We start from the raw sequence: 15,612 nt of genomic DNA, 5'->3' as shown, positions 1-15,612 counted from the left end.
GCGCTAGCGCGGGCCCGGCGCGTCGGGCATGTTGGGCACGCCGGAGAAAATGGCCTGCCACAGGCGCTCGAAGGCGTGGCCCGTGTTCTCGGCGTCCTGCGGATCAGTCAGCACGAGGTCCAGGGCGCGGCGGTAGAAATCAAGGGGCCGCGCCAGGATGCGCTCCCGGCGCACCAGCATGTTGCCTGTGGGCGCGCGGGCGATGAATTCCCTCGGAGCCGGAACGCCGAAGAGCGCCTCGAAGGTGGCGGCCACGGGGATGTCCTTGCCCCAGCCCAGCCAGCGGCCTTCCTTGGCCGGGTCGGCCAGGTCGTGCGGGCGGCCCTGGCCGTCGCAGCGCAGGCGGAACCAGGCCAGCCCGGCAAAGGGCTTGCGCGCGGCGGCAAGCTCCAGCAGCCGGGTCCGCAGGGCGGCGGGCGTCACCGGGGTTTCCTCCGGCGGGGCCAGATGCGCGAAGGGATTGCCCTGCAGGAAGGCCGTGCATTCCGGCAGGTCCGCGTAGCGCTCCACGATGTGCGTGAGGTAGGTGTGGGCCTCGCGCCCGATGTTCGGCAGGGGCGTTACGCGCACGCCCTGCGGCAAGAGCCCGGCAGGCGGCTCCGGGCCTTTGTTGTATACGCTGGCGGGCAGGCCGAGTTCGCGCAGCCAGGAGAGGTCCTCGCGGTAGCGCGCGACGACCAGCTCCAGGCCGGTCTCAGAGTGCTTCGGCTCAGCCGTGGTCATGCCCGTGCCGGCCCTGGTGCCGGTGTCCGTGGCCATGTTCGTGCTCATGCCCGTGGTCATGCCCGTGGTCATGTTCGTTCTCGTGCTTGGTGTGCACGTGGCGGCCCTGGCCCTGGTTGCCGTCTTCATGGCCGTGCGGCCCGTAGTATGCGGTGCCGTGTTCTCCATGTTCGTGGTCGTGCCCATGTTCGTGAGCGTGCCCGTGGTCGTGGCTTTTGCCCGCTTCGGCCTCCAGCAGGTAGGCCCGCAGGAAGGTGGGGTAGGCCCCGGTGGAATACGTGCCCGAGCCGTAGCCCAGGGACTGGATGCTGCCCAGCGGCAGCGGGCCGTAAGCGTGGGCCAGGGTCTTCAGCACGGCCAGGCCCGTGGGCGTGGCCAGCTCCATGCCGGAGTCGGTGGCGAAGGTGCGCATGCCGCGCGCCAGCTCCGCGCTGGCCGGGGCGGGCACCGGGAAGCGCCCGTGGGAGAAGGTGACGAAGCCCGAACCCAGGTTCACGGGCGAGGCCACCACGCGCACCGCCCCGCTGGCGTGGGCCAGCAGGATGGAGCCCAGGGCGTCCACCACGGTGTCCACCGCGCCCACCTCATGGAAATGGATTTGGTCCAGCGGCTCGCCGTGCACCTTGGACTCGGCCTCGGCCAGGCGGGTGAGGGCGGCCAGGCCCAGCTGCTTCACCTGCGCGGGCCAGTGGGCCTCGGGCGCGGCGTTCACTATGTCCGTCAGGTCCTTCAGGTGGCGCAGGGGTTGGGCGGCTTCCTCCAGCACCTCCACCCGCCGGGTGCGAATGCCCTGGACCATCTGCTCGCTTATGCGCACGGAAACGCCGGGCAGGCCGAGGGCGGCCACGGCGGAGGCCAGAATGTCGGCCCCGTCGGGCAGCAGGTCGCTCAAGGCCGCCAGCAGCATGTCGCCGGAGACGCCGAGGGAGCATTCGAGGTACAGGGTGGTCTGTGTGTTTTTCATTGGGGGGTTATCCTTTGCTTTCGGCTTCGCCGTTGCCTTTGCGTGCGGCTTCGCACTGGGCGTTGATCACATGGGCCATGTACCCGGCCCCGAAACCGTTGTCGATGTTCACCACGCTGACGCCCGAAGCGCAGGAGTTGAGCATGGTCAGAAGCGCGGCCAGGCCGCCGAAGCTTGCGCCATAGCCCACGCTGGTGGGCACGGCGATGACCGGCGCGGCCACCATGCCGCCCACCACCGAGGGCAGCGCCCCGTCCATGCCCGCCACGGCCACCACGGCGCGCGCGTCCAGAAAGTCGTCCAGAACCGAGAGGAACCGGTGGATGCCCGCCACCCCGCAGTCGAAGCGGCGCAGCACGACGCTGCCCAGGTACTCGGCCGTGCGCGCGGCCTCCTCGGCCACGGGGATGTCGGCCGTGCCTGCGCTGACCACCACGACCTTGCCCACGGGGTTCACGGGCGCGGCCTCCACGCAGAGCACGCGCGACAGGGGATCGTAACGCACGCCGTCCATGTCCTTCACGGCCTCGAAGTGCGCGGCGTCGGCCCTGGTGCCCAGCACGCGGCCCGTGCGCGCGGCCAGTTCGCGGAAGATGGCCCCCACGTGCTCCGGCGTCTTGCCCTGGCAGAACACCACCTCGGCCTGGCCCTTGCGCAGCAGGCGGTGGTGGTCCAGCCGGGCGAAGCCGGAATCGCCGATGCTCTGGCCCAGGAGCTGGCGCTTCAGTTCCTCCGCGTTCAGGCGGCCCTGGCGGAAGTCTTCCAGCAGGCTGTCTACGTTCACGTGCGTTCCCCCAATGCGAAATGTGTGAAGCCGATGAAGCGCGCGCGCTCCTCCAGCCGTGTGGCCAGGCTTTGAGCGAAGACCAGCTGGCCCGGCCGCACCAGCAGGCGCACGGCGTCGCCTTCCTGTCCGTCGAGGGGCCCCGGAACAAGCCGCGCCCGCAGGTCCACAAGGCCCAGGTCGCGCGCGGCGCGCTCCATGCCCTCGATTGCCGTGAGTCGCGCAAAGGTCAGCTCCGATCCCGTGGGCACGCGTGTGGCCAGGCAGGAGTTGGACGGGTCCTCGGCGTTGGGCAGGCCAAGCTGCCGGGCCAGTTCGCGCACGCCCGCCTTGTCGATGCCGCACAGGGCCAGGGGTGAAAGGGCCCCGGCTTCGGCCACGGCGCGCAGGCCCGGACGGGCCGGGTCGTCGTCGGCGTTGGTGCCGTCGGCCAGCCGGAAATCTTCGCCATAGGCCGCCCGGGCCTCGGCGCGCACCTGGGCCAGCACCAGCTGCTTGCACAAATAGCAGCGGTCCGGCGGGTTGCTGCGCAGGCGCGCATGCTCCAGCACGGAAACGCCGCACACAGCCACCCGCGCGCCCACGGCCTCGGCCAGGAAGGCGGCCATGCGCTCCGCGCGTTCGTGTTCGGCCCGGCAGATGAATTCCGAGCGGATGCTGACGCCCAGGGCCTTGCCGTCCAGGGCGCGCGCCGCGGCCCACAGGGTCAGGGTGCTGTCCACCCCGCCGGAAAAGGCCACGGCCACGGGGCCGTGCTGGCGGAAGAGGTCGAGGAGTCGTTCAAGGCGTTGGTCCATGCGTGTCGTCCTGGCGGTGTCGTCCCTGGGCAGGGCGTGGGGCGTGGCCTTCGCCGCGCTGTGCCGTGAGGCATGGCTTGTAGCATGGCCGGGAAGGCCTGTTAAGGGGTGGTAAGGGGCGCTTCCCGGAAGGGGAGTAGGGCCGCGCGCCAAAAAACACGCCGGAACAGGGTGGTTGCCTGTTCCGGCGTGTCAGATTTTCGTCGCCGGCAGTTTTGCAAGCCGGCCGCTGCCGGGCGGGGCTATTTCCCGGTGGGCAGCAGGCTCAGGTTGTCCAGCTCGCGCAGCCGCTCCAGGTTGTTGAAGTGCTTGTGGTACAGCTTCACGTCGTTGCCCACGGCGTTGCCCGTGCGGGCGTAGTCCGAAGGGGTGCTGCGCAGGCCCACGCCGGAAGACTGATGGTGCTGGCAGGCGACCAGGCCGCAGTACATGACCTTCCACCCGGCCAGGCACAGGCACAGGTCGTGGTCGATGTCGTCCACCTGCGAGGGCGAGAAGCGGATGTCGAAAAAGGGCTCGTCGCGCAGGGCCGCGGTGCGCAGCAAGTGGCAGCAGCCCATGACCGAGCGCGTCTCGCGGATGAAGTCGTACTCGCCGGTGTCGTACTGGTGGTCCGGGGAGCCCAGGCTCAGGCGCAGCAGGTCGTTGTAGGCCACGCTGACGTAGCGGAACAGGTACTGGTACATGGCGGGCTGGCCGGGGAAGACCACCTTGCAGCCCACGACGCCGATCTTCGGGTCTGTCTCGGCCACGCTGAGGAACCACTCCAGCCAGTCGGGCTGCACGTCCACGTCGTCGTCCAGAAAGGCCACGTAGTCCGTGTCCTTGTTCTCCGGCAGGTTGATGAGCCAGTTGCGCGCGGCGGGCGCGCCGATGTTCACGTGCAGGTTGATGACCGTGTAGCGGTTGTTGGGAAACAGCGCGCGCGCGGCCTCGGCCACGGCCAGGCTGTCGTCGCTGCAGCCGTTCACCAGCACCGTTACGCTCGCATCGCCGATGTTCGAGGCCGCGAGGCTTTTCAGCGTGGACTCGAACACCTTGCCCTTGTTGAAGGTGTACAGGCAGATGGCCACGCGGCGCAGGCCCAGCAGGCCCTTTGTCATGACGCTGGGGTTTTTGAGCTCCCGCAGGCGGAAATAGACGGCTCCCTGGCTGGGATCCAGGCGGAAGGAGCGCTCGTAGCGCTCGATGGCCTTTTGCGTGTCGCCGCGCCTGCGGGCCACCTCGGCCGCGCAGTTCAGGCCCACCTCGCGCTTGGCGCGCGGCGGCAGCCCGGCCCAGAGCGCCTCGGCCTCGTCGGCGCAGCCTATGGCCGCGTAATGCTGGAACAGCATGGAGTTGAAGTCATCCTGCAGGCGTTTGGGGCAGTGGAACGCAGCCAGCCAGTCCGGGCGCTGGCCCAGCATGTGGTCCGTGCGCAGCAGCAGGCCCGCGGCCAGGGCGTAGTTGGGAAACATCTGCAACAGTTTGCGCAGGAACTCCGAAACATCCTGCACTTCGCGTTTCAGATTCAGCTTTTCAATCATGCTGAAGTCTTCGGGGGAGGCGTTAGTCTTGTCCAATATCTCAATCTTGATCCTGTTCTCCGGGTCGGCCATGACCGCCGGGGTGCGCAGGTTCACGATGTCGAAGGGGGAAAGTTGCAGGCACTTGTCGATGAGGTATTCCAGGGGCTTCACCGCGCAGGTGGCGCCTTCGCGCACGGAGGCCAGGAAGCGGTTCAGGTAGCAGATGGCGACGGTGCGGTCCAAGTTGTGGTTGGTCCGGTAGTTTTCAAAATGCGTCACCTGCCCTTCCGGTGGAAGCGCGCTCAGCTCCCCTGAAAGGCCTTCGTAGATGATGTTGAAATAATTTTCGTTCATGCGCGGCTCCTGTTCCTGTGCGATTGGCCGATACGAGCGGGGGGGCCGCCGTCGGGCCGCGTCATTCACTATCCGTGCCAGACTACGTATGGCAGTTTTTTCCAGGCGCGGCTTCGATGAGCCGCCGCTTCATCCAGGCCCCGTGTCGGAAGCGCAGGCCGAAGCAGGCGGCCAGGAAGCAGATGTAGGCCGAAAGGCACAGCCAGGGCCCGTGGATGCCGCCCAGGCCCTGCTCCACCAGCCACCACGCGGGCAGGATGAGTACGCAGACGCTGGCCGCCAGCATGACGAGCATGACGAAGCGCGTGTCTCCCGCGCCTTTCAGCGCGCCGAAGAAGACGATGCTGACGGCGTCGGCCAGGCTGTAGAGGGCCACGTAGCGCAAAAGCACAATGCCCATTTCCCGTATGTCCGCGAAGGAGGCCCCGCCGTCCTGGGGGGCGACCTTCTGCGAGGCGGACTGGAACAGGTCGAGCAGCGGGCCCGGGGCCAGCACGAACAACAGGCCCACGCCGACCATCCAGACCAGGGCCAGGAACAGGGCGTTGAACGTGGCGCGGCGCGCCAAGTCGGGCCGTTGCTGCCCCTGGCTGCGGCCCACCAGCACGCTGACGGCGATGGAGAGCCCGATGACCGGCAGATACGTGAGCCCGTTGATGGAAAAGGCGATGTTCGTGGCCGAGAGCGCCACCAGGCCCATGCGCCCCAGCAGGAGTGCAAAGCCGGTGATGGCCATGATGTCGAGGAAGAACTGCACCCCGGCGGGCAGGCCCACGCGCAGAAGCCGCGCAAGCATGTCCGCGTCGAAGCGCCAGGATGAGCGCACCCTGTGCCGGGTTTGCGCCTCCGGCGCCAGCAGCAAGAGTCCGAAGAGCAGGCAGCTCAGCACCGAGCCGAGCACCGTGGCGATGGCCGCGCCCTCTATGCCCAGCTCCGGCGCGCCAAGGCGGCCGAAGATCAGCGCGTAGTCCAGCGGAATGTTCGCCGCCGCGCCCAGGAGATTCACGGCCATGACGTGCACCGTGCGTCCCAGGCCGGAGAAATAGCCTGAAAGCGCCGTGGCCAGCACGATCCACCCGCCGCCCAGGGTCAGGATGCGGAAGTAGTCGGCCTCCAGCCCCTGCACGGACGCGGGGTGCCCGGCCAGACGGAACAGGGGCGCGCCGGTTTCGGCCAGGGCGGCCAGAAGAATGCCCGCCGCGATGCTGAACCACACGCCCGCCCACAGCGCCGGGCCCACGCGTTCCGGCCGGCAGGCGCCGTGGTACTGGGCCACCAGCACGCCCACGCAGGAAGCCGCGCCCATGAAGAACGACACCAGCAGGAACGACACCAGTCCGCCGGGCACGGCCGCGGCCAGTTCGCTTACATCGTGCCAGCCCAGGAAGATGCGGTCCGTGAACTGCATGAGCGTGGTGCTGCCCATGCTGATCATGAGCGGCGCGCCCACGCGGAGCACCTCGGCGCAGCCGCAGGTGCCCTCCCAGCGCTCCTTCAGCCAGCCGGCGATCATAGCGCCTGCCCGGCCGCAAAGCCCGAGGCCCAGGCCCAGTGCAGATTGAAGCCGCCCAGATCTCCGGCCACGTCCAGGGCTTCGCCCACGGCGAAAAGCCCGGGCAAGGCCTTGCACTGCATGGTCTTGGCCGAGAAGGCGTCCGTGTCCAGCCCGCCGCTGGCGGCCTCGGCCCGGGCCATGCCCGCCGTGGCCTTGGGCGTCACGCGCCAGTGGCAGACCACCTGCGTCAGGGCGTCCATCTCCGCGCGGGAAAGTTCGGCCAGGCGCTTGTCCGGCACGTTTGCGGCCATGCCCTGGGGCAGGGCCTTCAGCCGGGCCTCGGCCAGCCTGCGCGGCATGAATTCGCTCAGGATGGTGCGCGCCAGGGCCTTGCCCCGGCCGCTTTGGCGCAGCAGAGCGGCCATGTCCACGCCCGGGGCCAGGTTGATGGTGATTTCCTCGCCGCGCCGCCAGTAGGACGAAAGGCGCAGGGCCGCCGGGCCGGAAAGGCCCTGGTGCGTGAACAGAAGCCCGTCGGTGAAGCTGGCTCCGCCGCAGGCGCTGTCCGGGCCCAGGCTCAGAGTGGCGTTGATGCTCAAGCCCGTGAGCTCGCGGCAAAGCGCGGCCTCCGCGCCGGAGAGCACAAGGGGCGTGAGCGCCGGGCGCGCGGGCACGTGCGTCAGACCGAGGTTCCCGGCCAGGCGGGCGACGATGTCCGTGCCGCCCAGGGCGGGCCAGGCCGGGCTGCCCAGGGCCAGCACCACGCGCGGGGCGTAAAGCGGGCCGTGCTCCGTCTCCACCTGGTAGAGCCCGCCGGGCTCCGCGCCTTCGTGTCCGGCGGGCGGAATCAGGCCCGTCACCGGGCGGCCGCACAGGAAGCGGCAGCCCGCCTTGCGGCAGGCCTTTTCCAGGGCCTCGGCCAGGGCTTGCGCCCCCTGGTCGCAGAACATTTTGCCCTGGTCTTCCTCGCTGGCCGAAAGGCCGAGCTCCTGCAAAAGGGCCAGGAATTGCGCGGGCGTGTAGCGTTTGAGCGCCTGGGCCGTGAAGCGCGGGTTTTTGGAAAGATAGTGCGCGGGCGCTGCGTTCAGGTTGGTGCAGTTCGAGCGCCCACCGCCGGAGGCCTTGAGCTTGCGCGCGGGGGTGCGGTCCTGGTCAACCAGCAGGATTTCGCGGCGGAGCTTGGCGGCCTTGGCGCGGCGGGCGGCGGTGAGGGCGCAGATGAGTCCGGCCGGGCCGGCGCCCAGGATGAGGATGTCGGCGTCGGGGGTGATGGTCTGCGCGGCGCTTTGTGCGATGGGGGAGGAGTGTTCGGTCATGCCGTGTTTGTAGGAGATGCCCGCAGGGAACACAAGCCGGAGCGTTCGCCCCTTTGCGCGAGGCCAGACCCTTTGCATCCTTCCTGATTTGTGCTAAGCCTTCCGCCGGAGCGCGGCTCCGAATACTTCGCGCGGCAGCGCGCACAAGGGGTGGGTCATGGATTTCTTCTTTTTCTTCTTCGGCTTGTTCGGCACCATCGCTGGCCTCGTGGTCATCAAGAAGAGCAGCAAGAACGAGCACTAGGCCGGGGTTGCCCCGCCGGTGAACTTTCGCTGCGCCTTGCCGCCCGCCGCATTTTCTGAATGACGGCGCGCGGCGGGGGCTTCGGCATTTCGGCCCGCCTTTCTTACGGAAGGGCGGGCCTTTTTGCGTGGTGCGGATTGGGAGGGCGGGCCAGGCGGCCTGCGGGAATCAGCGCGACGGTCCGTTCAGCCAGCCAAGGGCGCTCAGCTTCTCGGCCACGGCGCTGGCCGCCACGGCGTGCCCGTAGGCGTTCCACTGACCGTCGCCGCTGCCGAAGGGTTTCTTGTGCCAGCGCAGGTCCTCGGCAAAGGCCTGGTGCAGATCAAGAAAGGCGACGCCAAGCAGTTCGGCCTCGGCAGCGGCCAGGCGGTTCTGCTCCAGGGCCCGTTCCAGCTCCGTTCCGGCCGCGCCGCTTTCCAGCTCTGCGCGTGCGCCGTCCATGACCACCAGCAGCCTGGCCCCGGCCTCGCTGGCCTCGGCCTTCAGCTGTCCGAAAAGATAGCGCGCCGCGCGGCGGTCCAAAGCTTCGCGCTCCTCCCTGGCCGTGGCGGGTTCCGCCGCCGCAGTGGCCGCGGCCTCGAAGCGGCGGTCCGGCCTGGGACGGCGCAGCAGGCGCTGGGCCAGGGCCGGGCGCAGGCCTTCCGGCCCGGTGAGGTGGCGCACCAGGGCGCTGGCCTGGCGCAGGCGTTCGCTGAAAGTGGGCGCATAAGGCAGGGGCGGCAGCTCCTCCACCGTGTCTTCGGCGTCCAGGCGCAGTTTTTGGAAATGCGCGGCCAGGGCGCCGCCTCCGGGCTGGTGGCTGGCGGCGATGTCTTCCGGGGCGAGCAGCACCACCAGTATGTCCGGCCTGGCGGGCAGGACGGCCCTGCGCGCCATGAGCAGGTGCTGCGACAGGGGCGCGCCGTCCATGCCGTAGCGGAACACCTCGATCCCGCAGGGCTGGGCGGCCAGCTCGCGTTCCAGGTCTTCGGCCAGGCTGGCCTGGGGCGGCACTTCCAGGGCCTCGGCCAGGGCGCCGCCCACAACGGCGATGCGCAGGGCCGGGCAGCTGCGCGGCGGGCGCTCCTGCGGGTAGGCCGCCCGGCCGGAGTTCCAGCCCTGGGCGTTGATGGCAAAGGGCGCGCTGGCCTCATGGTCGCGATAGGTGCCCTGCTGGCCGGGCTGGTGGCGCAGCACGCCGTCGCGCATGGCCAGGGCGGGCACGTCCGGCGCGGGGCTGACCATGCGGAAATACAGCTCACCCAGGGCGAGGAGCAGAATCAGCGCTGCGGGGACGAACAGCAGGCTGGCGAGAAATCGGTTTTTGGGCAGTCGCATGGGGTGTTGCTGGCGGTATCGCTTCCGGGTTTGAGCTTGCGCAGCCGGCGCGGCTGCCTGTACAGGGAAGACGCGTGCTGTCTACACCCCAACACCGGGCCAGGCAAGGCCCGCAGCCGGAGGCTGCCCATGCGCATAATTTCCTGGAACGTCAATGGCTTTCGTGCCGCACTGGGCAAAGGCTTTGTGGATTGGCTGGCCGGGTGCGGCGCGGATGTGGTGATGCTTCAGGAAACCAAGGTGGAGCCGCAGCAGCTCTCCGAGGCGGAGTTGAACCCGGCCGGCTACAGCGGCGTGTGGAACTGGTCCAAGGGCAAGAAGGGCTACTCCGGCACGGCCTGCTTCTGCAAAACGCCGCCTCTGGCGCACAGCTTCGGCCTTGAGGACCCGCGTTACCGAGGCGAGGGGCGGGTGGTGCATCTGGAATACCCGGACTTCCACCTCTTCAACATCTACTTCCCCAACGGGCAGAAGGACGAGGAGCGCCTGGCCTACAAGCTGGGCTTCTACGACGCCTTCCTGGCACAGGCGGAAAGCTTGCGGGGCGCCAAGCCCATCGTGGTCGGCGGCGACTTCAACACCGCGCACACCGAAATCGACCTCAAAAACGCCAAGGCCAACGAAAAGACCTCCGGCTTCCTGCCCATCGAGCGCGCCTGGCTCGACAAGTTTGTGGCCCACGGCTACGTGGACACCTTCCGCCAGTTCGAGAAAGGGCCGGGGCACTACTCGTGGTGGAGCTTCCGCGCCAATGCCCGGGCCAAGAACGTGGGCTGGCGCATCGACTACTTCTTCGTCTCCGACGAGCTGAAGGACCGGGTGAAGGCCGCCTGGATCGATCCCGAGGTCATGGGCAGCGACCACTGCCCGGTGGGCGTGGAGATCGTTTAGACGCGGCCGCTTTCGCGCAGGTGGCGGCCCAGGCCCTGGTCCACATCGCGGATGTGTTCGCGCACCCAGCGGGTCAGGAAGTCCAGAAAGGCGGCCATGTCCACTTCTTTGTCCTCGTCCACGGCCTGCAGGAACTCCAGAGCCTTGTCAGTGCCGTCCATGTGCGCGGCCATGTGCCGGTCGTAGTCGGCGTACGTGTCCGGGTCCATGAGGGTTTCCTCGGCCGCGAAGTGCTCCACCGCATAGTCGCACAGCCGCCGAAGGGCGCTGGTTGCGATGTCGGTCCCGTGCCGTTCCCGCACGGCCTTGTCCACCTCGTTCACCAGCCCGATGAGCCGCTGGTGCTGGGCGTCTATCTCCGGCACGCCGATGGAAAGCGAATCGTCCCAGGCCACGATGGACATGCTCCTTCCTCCCCGTCTGTTACTTGTCCTTGAAGCGCATGATGGCCTTCCAGTCCCGTCCCTGCTTGTTCTCCAGCAGGCGGCGGGTGCGGGTGGCGTACATGGCGGCCAGCTGGTCGTCCGGGCGCTGGCCGCCCAGGGCCGTGAACTCGTCCAGGGCTTTGTCCCACTGGGCGGTGCGGTACAGGGTTATGGCCCGCTCCCAGCGGGAGCAGAAGCCCAGCATGGCCCGCGGCGCGGCCACATCCGCATGGGGGCTGGCGGGCAGGGCCCCCACCAGCTCGAACACCGCATGCGCGGCCGAGGCCCCTTTGGGCACCACCACGTCCACGGAGCGGAACAGGAATTCGCCCTTGGCCCGCTGGCGTACCTCGCCGCTGACCAGGATGCTGGTGGCGTAGAACTTGTTCAGGCCCTCCAGGCGGCTGGCCAGATTCACGTTGGCGCCAAGGGCGGTGTAGTCCATGCGGTCGCTGGCGCCCACGTTGCCCACCACGGCCGCGCCCGTATGGATGCCCACGCGTGTGCGCAAGAGCGGCAGATTCTCGGCCGCGCGTCGTTCATTCAGCTCGCGGGAGGACTTGGACAGCCGCAGGGCGGCCAGACAAGCCTTGGCCACATGGTCCGGGTCCTCCACCGGGGCGTTCCAAAAGGCCATCACGGCATCGCCGATGAATTTGTCGATGGTGCCGCCAGCGTCGAGGATGGCCTGGGCCACGGCCTCGAAGTACTGGCTCATGGCCTGCATGAGCTCTTCCGGCGGAAGATTTTCGGCCAGGGGGGTGAAGTCCTGCACATCGGTGAAGAGCAGAGTGATCACCTTGCGTTCGCCGCCGAGCACAGGGTCCACGCCGCTTTCCAGGAATTGCTTCACCAGGCTTTTGGACAGGTAGCACACCGAGGAATGCAGTGCGCTGCGCATGCCCGCAACCGCCGTGCCCAGCTGGTCCATCTCGGCGATTGGCGAATCCAGGCGCTCGGTGGAGGCCAGGTCCAGTTTGCGGATTCGGTCGGCCTCGACGGCCAGGCGGATGAGCCCCTTGCCGAAGGAACTGGCGGCAAAGCCCAGGATGGGCACGGCCACAAGGATGAGGCCCAGGGCGAAGAACATGCTGGTGTTGCGCGTGCGGGCCAGGGGGCCGGTGAAATCGTCCACCCGGGCCACCAAGGCCAGGAAGTCGTCCGTGCCGCCCAGTTCATCCACGCGGCGCACCTGGCACAGGTACTCCGTTCCATTCACGCGCAGGGGGCCCAGGGGCAGCGGCCGCCCGCCGCCCGCCTCGAACTGGGCGAAGGCCGCCAGGGCCACGGGATCGCCCAGGTTGCGCACCGTTGCGCGCTGCGCCGCGTCCCCGCCCTCTGGCCGCAGCACGACGCGCTGCGGGTCCGGGTGGCCGATGACCACGCCGCGAGAGTCGAACATGAACAACAGGCCGGAGGGACCCAGGCGCTCCCCCTTGAGGAAGCCGGACAGGGACTCCAGGGTCATGTCCACGCCGAACACCAGCGGCCGCCCGGCGGGAATGCGGCGCGACACGGTGAGCCCAAGCTCCCCGGTGCTGTTGAAGAGATACAGGTCCGTGCGCACGGTGCCGTCCATCTGCGCGGCGCGGACGAACCAGGGCCTCTGGCGGGGGTCGTAGTCCGCCGGACGGGGCGGGGTCTCGCCCATGATTTTGCGGTCCGCGTCCAGATGCCGCCAGCGTTCCAGGCGGCCTTCCGCCTGGACGGTGATGAGCCGCAGGGAGAAGCGGGCCTCTGGCGGCGCGCCCAGCTTGGCCGCCACCGCGGGCCTGCCCGCAAGGGAGACCGCCTGCAGGAAGCCGCCGTCGCCCTCCGCGAAGTAGGTGGAGTAAAGTTGGGGATTGTCGGTGAGCACCTCAAGCTGCAGGGACAGCAGCGGGTGCTCGAAACTGTCGAGCCTGGCGGCGCTTCCGGGCAGCAGGCTGGCGTGGTCGGCCAGGAAGTGCAGGGGCTCGATCAAAAGCCGCGTGCGCAGCTGCGCCTCGTCTCCCGCCTGTTCGATCAGGTCCTGGGCCACCTCGAGGGCCGTCTCGGAGCTGCGGAGATAGTTGTACCAGGTGGGTGGTCCGGCCAGAAGCAGGCCGAAGGCGAAAAAACAGAGCACTATGGCCGTGCGCAAGCCGAGTTTGCGGCCTGTGGGTCCGGTCTGCTCGCCATCAGCTGCCATGTCTGCTCCCTGCCATTTTCCGCAGCGGGGGGACGCGACGGAGAAGTATGGATAGAAGCGAGGCTATGCCCTTGCAGGCCCTGTCGCAAGGTAAAAAACGGAAAATATGGGAAGCTGCGAAAAAAAGGCCGAGGAAATCAAGCCATGAAGGACCGGGCCACGCGGAACACGTCGTCGTAGGAGAGGCCGGCCTTGATGGCCAGGCTCATCTCCGCGGCCATGCGCATCTTCCTGCGCGCGGCAGCGAGCGCGAAGTCGCGCAGCGCCGCCACCTGGCGCGAGACGAACTCGGCCTCGAAGCCGTCCGCCGCCAGGGAAAGCCCCTCGGCAAAGATGCTGGGCTTCAAATGGGGCAGGTACTCGTGCAGGGCCTGCTTGCCGTTCCGGCGCGCGGCCAGGGCGTAGAACAAAAGCTTCACCGCCAGGCGGTCGTCCTTCTGTTTGTGGTCCACGGAGAGCAGCACCGGCAGGCTGGCGTCCTTTTCGCCCAGGGTGGACATGAGCCCGTGGGCCAGCTCAAAGGCCCGCTTTTCGGTCAGCGCCCCGCCGCCCATGAGGCTGGACAGGCGGATGAAGGTGAGGCGCGGGTTCTCGCCCTGGGCGATGCCCACAAGGGCCAGGCGCATCATTTCGAAGCGGCGGCGGGCCTCGGCCAGAAGCGTTTGAGCCTTGGCGCGCGCCAGGGAGCGCGAAAGCTCCGCGTCGTGGCCGGACAGGGCGGCGTCGAGCAGGTGGCGGATGAAGCGCTCACCGGTGTTTTCAAGCTCCAGGGAGAGCAGGGCTTTGTCGCGTTTGGTGTCGAGCAGCTTCTTGATGGACAGCCAGTAGGCGGCCAGGGCCTCCACGGGCATTTCCAGGATGTCCAGCTCGTTCTGAGCTCCGTTCTGGGCCTTCGGGCCGTCCTTTTCGCTATCCTTCAGAGCCATGGGAGGCTGCCTCTCGCCCCGGCCAGGCCGGGGAATGGGGTTGACGCGGGGGGCAAAAAGTCCGAATCCTGACCGCGATTGGCCGCGCCGTGCTGTGCCGAAGCAATTCCGCGCCGCCCCGCCTGCGGATTCTGCACTGTTCTAGCGCACTTTCAAACAGGAAACAAACAGGCCGCGCCCGCGCGAACGGCCCGGAGAGAACATGCTTACCTATCCCGTCATCGACCCCGTGGCCCTGCAGATCGGTCCTCTGGCCGCGCGCTGGTACGGTCTCATGTACGCGGTGGGCTTCGCCTCCGCCTGGTGGCTGGGCCGCTGGCGGGCCTCGCGCCCCGGCTCCGGCTGGACGGCCGCCCAGGTGGACGACCTCATCACCTGGCTGGTGGTGGGCGTGGTGCTGGGCGGCAGGCTTGGCTACGTCATCTTTTACGATCCCGCCTACTACCTGGCCAACCCCCTGGAAAGCTTCTCCATCTGGCGCGGGGGCATGAGCTTCCACGGCGGCGTGGCGGGCGTGGTGCTGGTGTGCTGGCTGTATGGCCGCAGCATCGGCAAAGGCCTGCTGGAAGTGGGCGATCTCATCGCGCCCCTGGTGCCGCCGGGACTGCTTGCCGGGCGCATCGGCAACTTCATCAACGGCGAGCTGTGGGGCCGGGTGACGGACGTTCCCTGGGCCATGGTCTTCCCCACGGGCGGGCCGCTGCCGCGCCATCCCTCGCAGCTGTACGAGGCCGCCCTTGAGGGCCTGCTCTTGTTCGTCATCCTCTGGGTGTATGCGCTGAAGCCGCGTCCGCGCGGGGCCGTGGGCGGGCTGTTCCTTTTGGGCTACGGCTGCTTCCGCTTTTTTGTGGAGTTCTTCCGCCAGCCGGACGCCCAGCTGGGCTTTGTGGCGCTCGATTTCTTCAGCATGGGCCAGCTTCTGTGCCTGCCCATGATCGTCCTTGGCCTGTGGCTGATGCTCAGGCCCCAGGGCTCGCCCAAGGCATCGCGCGCCTAGTGGGGCTTCGCCGGCGCGGTGGGCATTTGCAACAACGGCTGCCCGCCTGACGCTTCCGGCGGGCGGCGCACACGCTCGGGCAGGGCGGTGACGAAGACCGTGTCCCAGCGCTTGCCCGTGAGCAGCAGCGCCCCGCGCCCCTGGTCCGCCTTGGGGTCGAAGGCGATGCCGTTGGCCGCCTCGGCCTGCGCGGCCTGGCTGCCCTGACCGGAAAGCTCGGAAAGTTCGTGCCGCAGGGGCGCGAGGTCCAGCCACAGCGCCACCTGCCCCGTGTCGGGCCGTATCACCGCGATCCTGTCCTCCTGCCACACATTGGCCAAGAGCCAGCCGTTCACCCATTCCAGTTCGTTCAGCCGGTCCACGGGCTGGCCGCCGTCGCACACGCGCAGGGTTCTGCCCGTCTCGGCCAGGCTCTGCGCATCAAGGAAGCGCAGGGTGGCCGTGCCGTCGCTCAGCGTCAGCTCCGCGTCCTTGCAGGCCAGGCCCCAGCCCTGGCCGCGCAGACGGTGGCGGGACAGCAGGCGCAGGGTATCCGGGGCGTAGGCCAGGATGAGCCCTTCGCGCCAGGTGAGCTGGAGGAGGCGCTGCGTGCCGCCCGCTGCCGCTTCCGGGCACAGGGCCAGTCCTTCGCCAAAGAGCTTCCGGGGCAGCTCGACGCGGGCCAGCGCCCGGCCCGTGGCCGGGTCCACGCGGCGCAGGCT

Annotated in this window: 14 protein-coding genes; 2 read left to right on the top strand and 12 right to left on the bottom strand. The window is 68.7% G+C overall.

All coding sequences use genetic code 11. The features are described 5' to 3' along the window. Window positions 1–3: 3 nt before the first annotated feature. The 8 genes from VN419_RS01720 to VN419_RS01685 all read right to left on the bottom strand — a co-directional run bounded on the left by VN419_RS01720 (window position 4) and on the right by VN419_RS01685 (window position 9,502). On the bottom strand, window positions 4–795 hold the full coding sequence (locus VN419_RS01720; RefSeq protein WP_325643787.1) for a DUF3431 domain-containing protein: 792 nt from the start codon (window positions 793–795) through the stop codon (window positions 4–6). Continuing rightward, window positions 710–1,687 carry a LarC family nickel insertion protein gene (locus tag VN419_RS01715; protein WP_325643785.1) on the bottom strand — a complete coding sequence of 326 codons (978 nt, stop codon included), beginning with the start codon at window positions 1,685–1,687 and terminating at the stop codon, window positions 710–712. Before VN419_RS01715 ends, VN419_RS01720 begins: the two co-directional genes overlap by 86 nt. 7 nt (window positions 1,688–1,694) lie before the next feature. Then, the gene (gene larB / locus VN419_RS01710) at window positions 1,695–2,471 is read right to left on the bottom strand and encodes a nickel pincer cofactor biosynthesis protein LarB (protein WP_325643783.1); all 777 of its coding nucleotides are present in this window, start codon (window positions 2,469–2,471) and stop codon (window positions 1,695–1,697) included. Beyond that, window positions 2,468–3,268 carry a hypothetical protein gene (locus VN419_RS01705; protein WP_325643781.1) on the bottom strand — a complete coding sequence of 267 codons (801 nt, stop codon included), beginning with the start codon at window positions 3,266–3,268 and terminating at the stop codon, window positions 2,468–2,470. Before VN419_RS01705 ends, larB begins: the two co-directional genes overlap by 4 nt. Before the next feature lie 242 nt (window positions 3,269–3,510). Next, window positions 3,511–5,130, bottom strand: a complete 1,620-nt coding sequence (locus VN419_RS01700) for a glycosyltransferase (RefSeq protein WP_325643779.1) — start codon at window positions 5,128–5,130, stop codon at window positions 3,511–3,513. A gap of 82 nt (window positions 5,131–5,212) precedes the next feature. Next, the gene (locus VN419_RS01695; protein ID WP_325643774.1) at window positions 5,213–6,643 is read right to left on the bottom strand and encodes an MATE family efflux transporter; all 1,431 of its coding nucleotides are present in this window, start codon (window positions 6,641–6,643) and stop codon (window positions 5,213–5,215) included. Next, entirely contained in the window at window positions 6,640–7,941 is a 1,302-nt protein-coding gene (locus VN419_RS01690) for an aminoacetone oxidase family FAD-binding enzyme (RefSeq protein ID WP_325643773.1), read from the bottom strand. The genes VN419_RS01695 and VN419_RS01690 overlap by 4 nt, the downstream gene beginning before the upstream one ends. A gap of 412 nt (window positions 7,942–8,353) precedes the next feature. Next, window positions 8,354–9,502 (bottom strand): alginate O-acetyltransferase AlgX-related protein, encoded by a 1,149-nt coding sequence (locus VN419_RS01685; protein WP_325643772.1) that lies wholly within the window; start codon window positions 9,500–9,502, stop codon window positions 8,354–8,356. A 129-nt stretch (window positions 9,503–9,631) separates the two neighbouring features. Between VN419_RS01685 and VN419_RS01680 the strand changes: the two genes are divergently transcribed. After that, on the top strand, window positions 9,632–10,393 hold the full coding sequence (locus VN419_RS01680; protein ID WP_325643770.1) for an exodeoxyribonuclease III: 762 nt from the start codon (window positions 9,632–9,634) through the stop codon (window positions 10,391–10,393). On the opposite strand, the gene VN419_RS01675 is transcribed toward VN419_RS01680, so the two are convergent. The 3 genes from VN419_RS01675 to VN419_RS01665 all read right to left on the bottom strand — a co-directional run bounded on the left by VN419_RS01675 (window position 10,390) and on the right by VN419_RS01665 (window position 13,914). Further along, complete coding sequence (locus VN419_RS01675) at window positions 10,390–10,797, bottom strand: bacteriohemerythrin (RefSeq protein WP_325643768.1); 408 nt, start codon at window positions 10,795–10,797, stop codon at window positions 10,390–10,392. The genes VN419_RS01680 and VN419_RS01675 overlap by 4 nt on opposite strands. 19 nt (window positions 10,798–10,816) lie before the next feature. Then, window positions 10,817–12,988 (bottom strand): adenylate/guanylate cyclase domain-containing protein, encoded by a 2,172-nt coding sequence (locus VN419_RS01670; RefSeq protein ID WP_325643766.1) that lies wholly within the window; start codon window positions 12,986–12,988, stop codon window positions 10,817–10,819. Window positions 12,989–13,125: 137 nt separating this feature from the next. After that, entirely contained in the window at window positions 13,126–13,914 is a 789-nt protein-coding gene (locus VN419_RS01665) for a hypothetical protein (protein WP_325643764.1), read from the bottom strand. 202 nt (window positions 13,915–14,116) lie between these two features. Between VN419_RS01665 and lgt the strand changes: the two genes are divergently transcribed. Further along, entirely contained in the window at window positions 14,117–14,911 is a 795-nt protein-coding gene (gene lgt / locus VN419_RS01660) for a prolipoprotein diacylglyceryl transferase (RefSeq protein WP_325643762.1), read from the top strand. Here the strand turns inward: lgt and VN419_RS01655 are convergent. Continuing rightward, the coding region (locus VN419_RS01655) for a glutaminyl-peptide cyclotransferase (protein ID WP_325643760.1) at window positions 14,908–15,612 on the bottom strand (705 nt) is incomplete at its 5' end. The genes lgt and VN419_RS01655 overlap by 4 nt on opposite strands.

Origin of the sequence: Humidesulfovibrio sp., assembly GCF_035560995.1 — a bacterium.
GTDB lineage: Bacteria > Desulfobacterota > Desulfovibrionia > Desulfovibrionales > Desulfovibrionaceae > Humidesulfovibrio.
Note: the sequence above shows the minus strand (reverse complement) of the source record. Positions and strands in the feature narration are given on the sequence as shown.

Bases quoted from the DNA above. Each gene is read 5' to 3' on its own strand.
- VN419_RS01685 (WP_325643772.1), bottom strand. From the start codon at position 9,502: ATGCGACTGCCCAAAAACCGATTTCTCGCCAGCCTGCTGTTCGTCCCC.
- VN419_RS01665 (WP_325643764.1), bottom strand. From the start codon at position 13,914: ATGGCTCTGAAGGATAGCGAAAAGGACGGCCCGAAGGCCCAGAACGGA.
- VN419_RS01705 (WP_325643781.1), bottom strand. From the start codon at position 3,268: ATGGACCAACGCCTTGAACGACTCCTCGACCTCTTCCGCCAGCACGGC.
- VN419_RS01720 (WP_325643787.1), bottom strand. From the start codon at position 795: ATGACCACGGGCATGACCACGGGCATGAGCACGAACATGGCCACGGAC.
- VN419_RS01695 (WP_325643774.1), bottom strand. From the start codon at position 6,643: ATGATCGCCGGCTGGCTGAAGGAGCGCTGGGAGGGCACCTGCGGCTGC.
- VN419_RS01675 (WP_325643768.1), bottom strand. From the start codon at position 10,797: ATGTCCATCGTGGCCTGGGACGATTCGCTTTCCATCGGCGTGCCGGAG.
- lgt (WP_325643762.1), top strand. From the start codon at position 14,117: ATGCTTACCTATCCCGTCATCGACCCCGTGGCCCTGCAGATCGGTCCT.
- VN419_RS01670 (WP_325643766.1), bottom strand. From the start codon at position 12,988: ATGGCAGCTGATGGCGAGCAGACCGGACCCACAGGCCGCAAACTCGGC.
- VN419_RS01715 (WP_325643785.1), bottom strand. From the start codon at position 1,687: ATGAAAAACACACAGACCACCCTGTACCTCGAATGCTCCCTCGGCGTC.
- VN419_RS01680 (WP_325643770.1), top strand. From the start codon at position 9,632: ATGCGCATAATTTCCTGGAACGTCAATGGCTTTCGTGCCGCACTGGGC.
- VN419_RS01690 (WP_325643773.1), bottom strand. From the start codon at position 7,941: ATGACCGAACACTCCTCCCCCATCGCACAAAGCGCCGCGCAGACCATC.
- VN419_RS01700 (WP_325643779.1), bottom strand. From the start codon at position 5,130: ATGAACGAAAATTATTTCAACATCATCTACGAAGGCCTTTCAGGGGAG.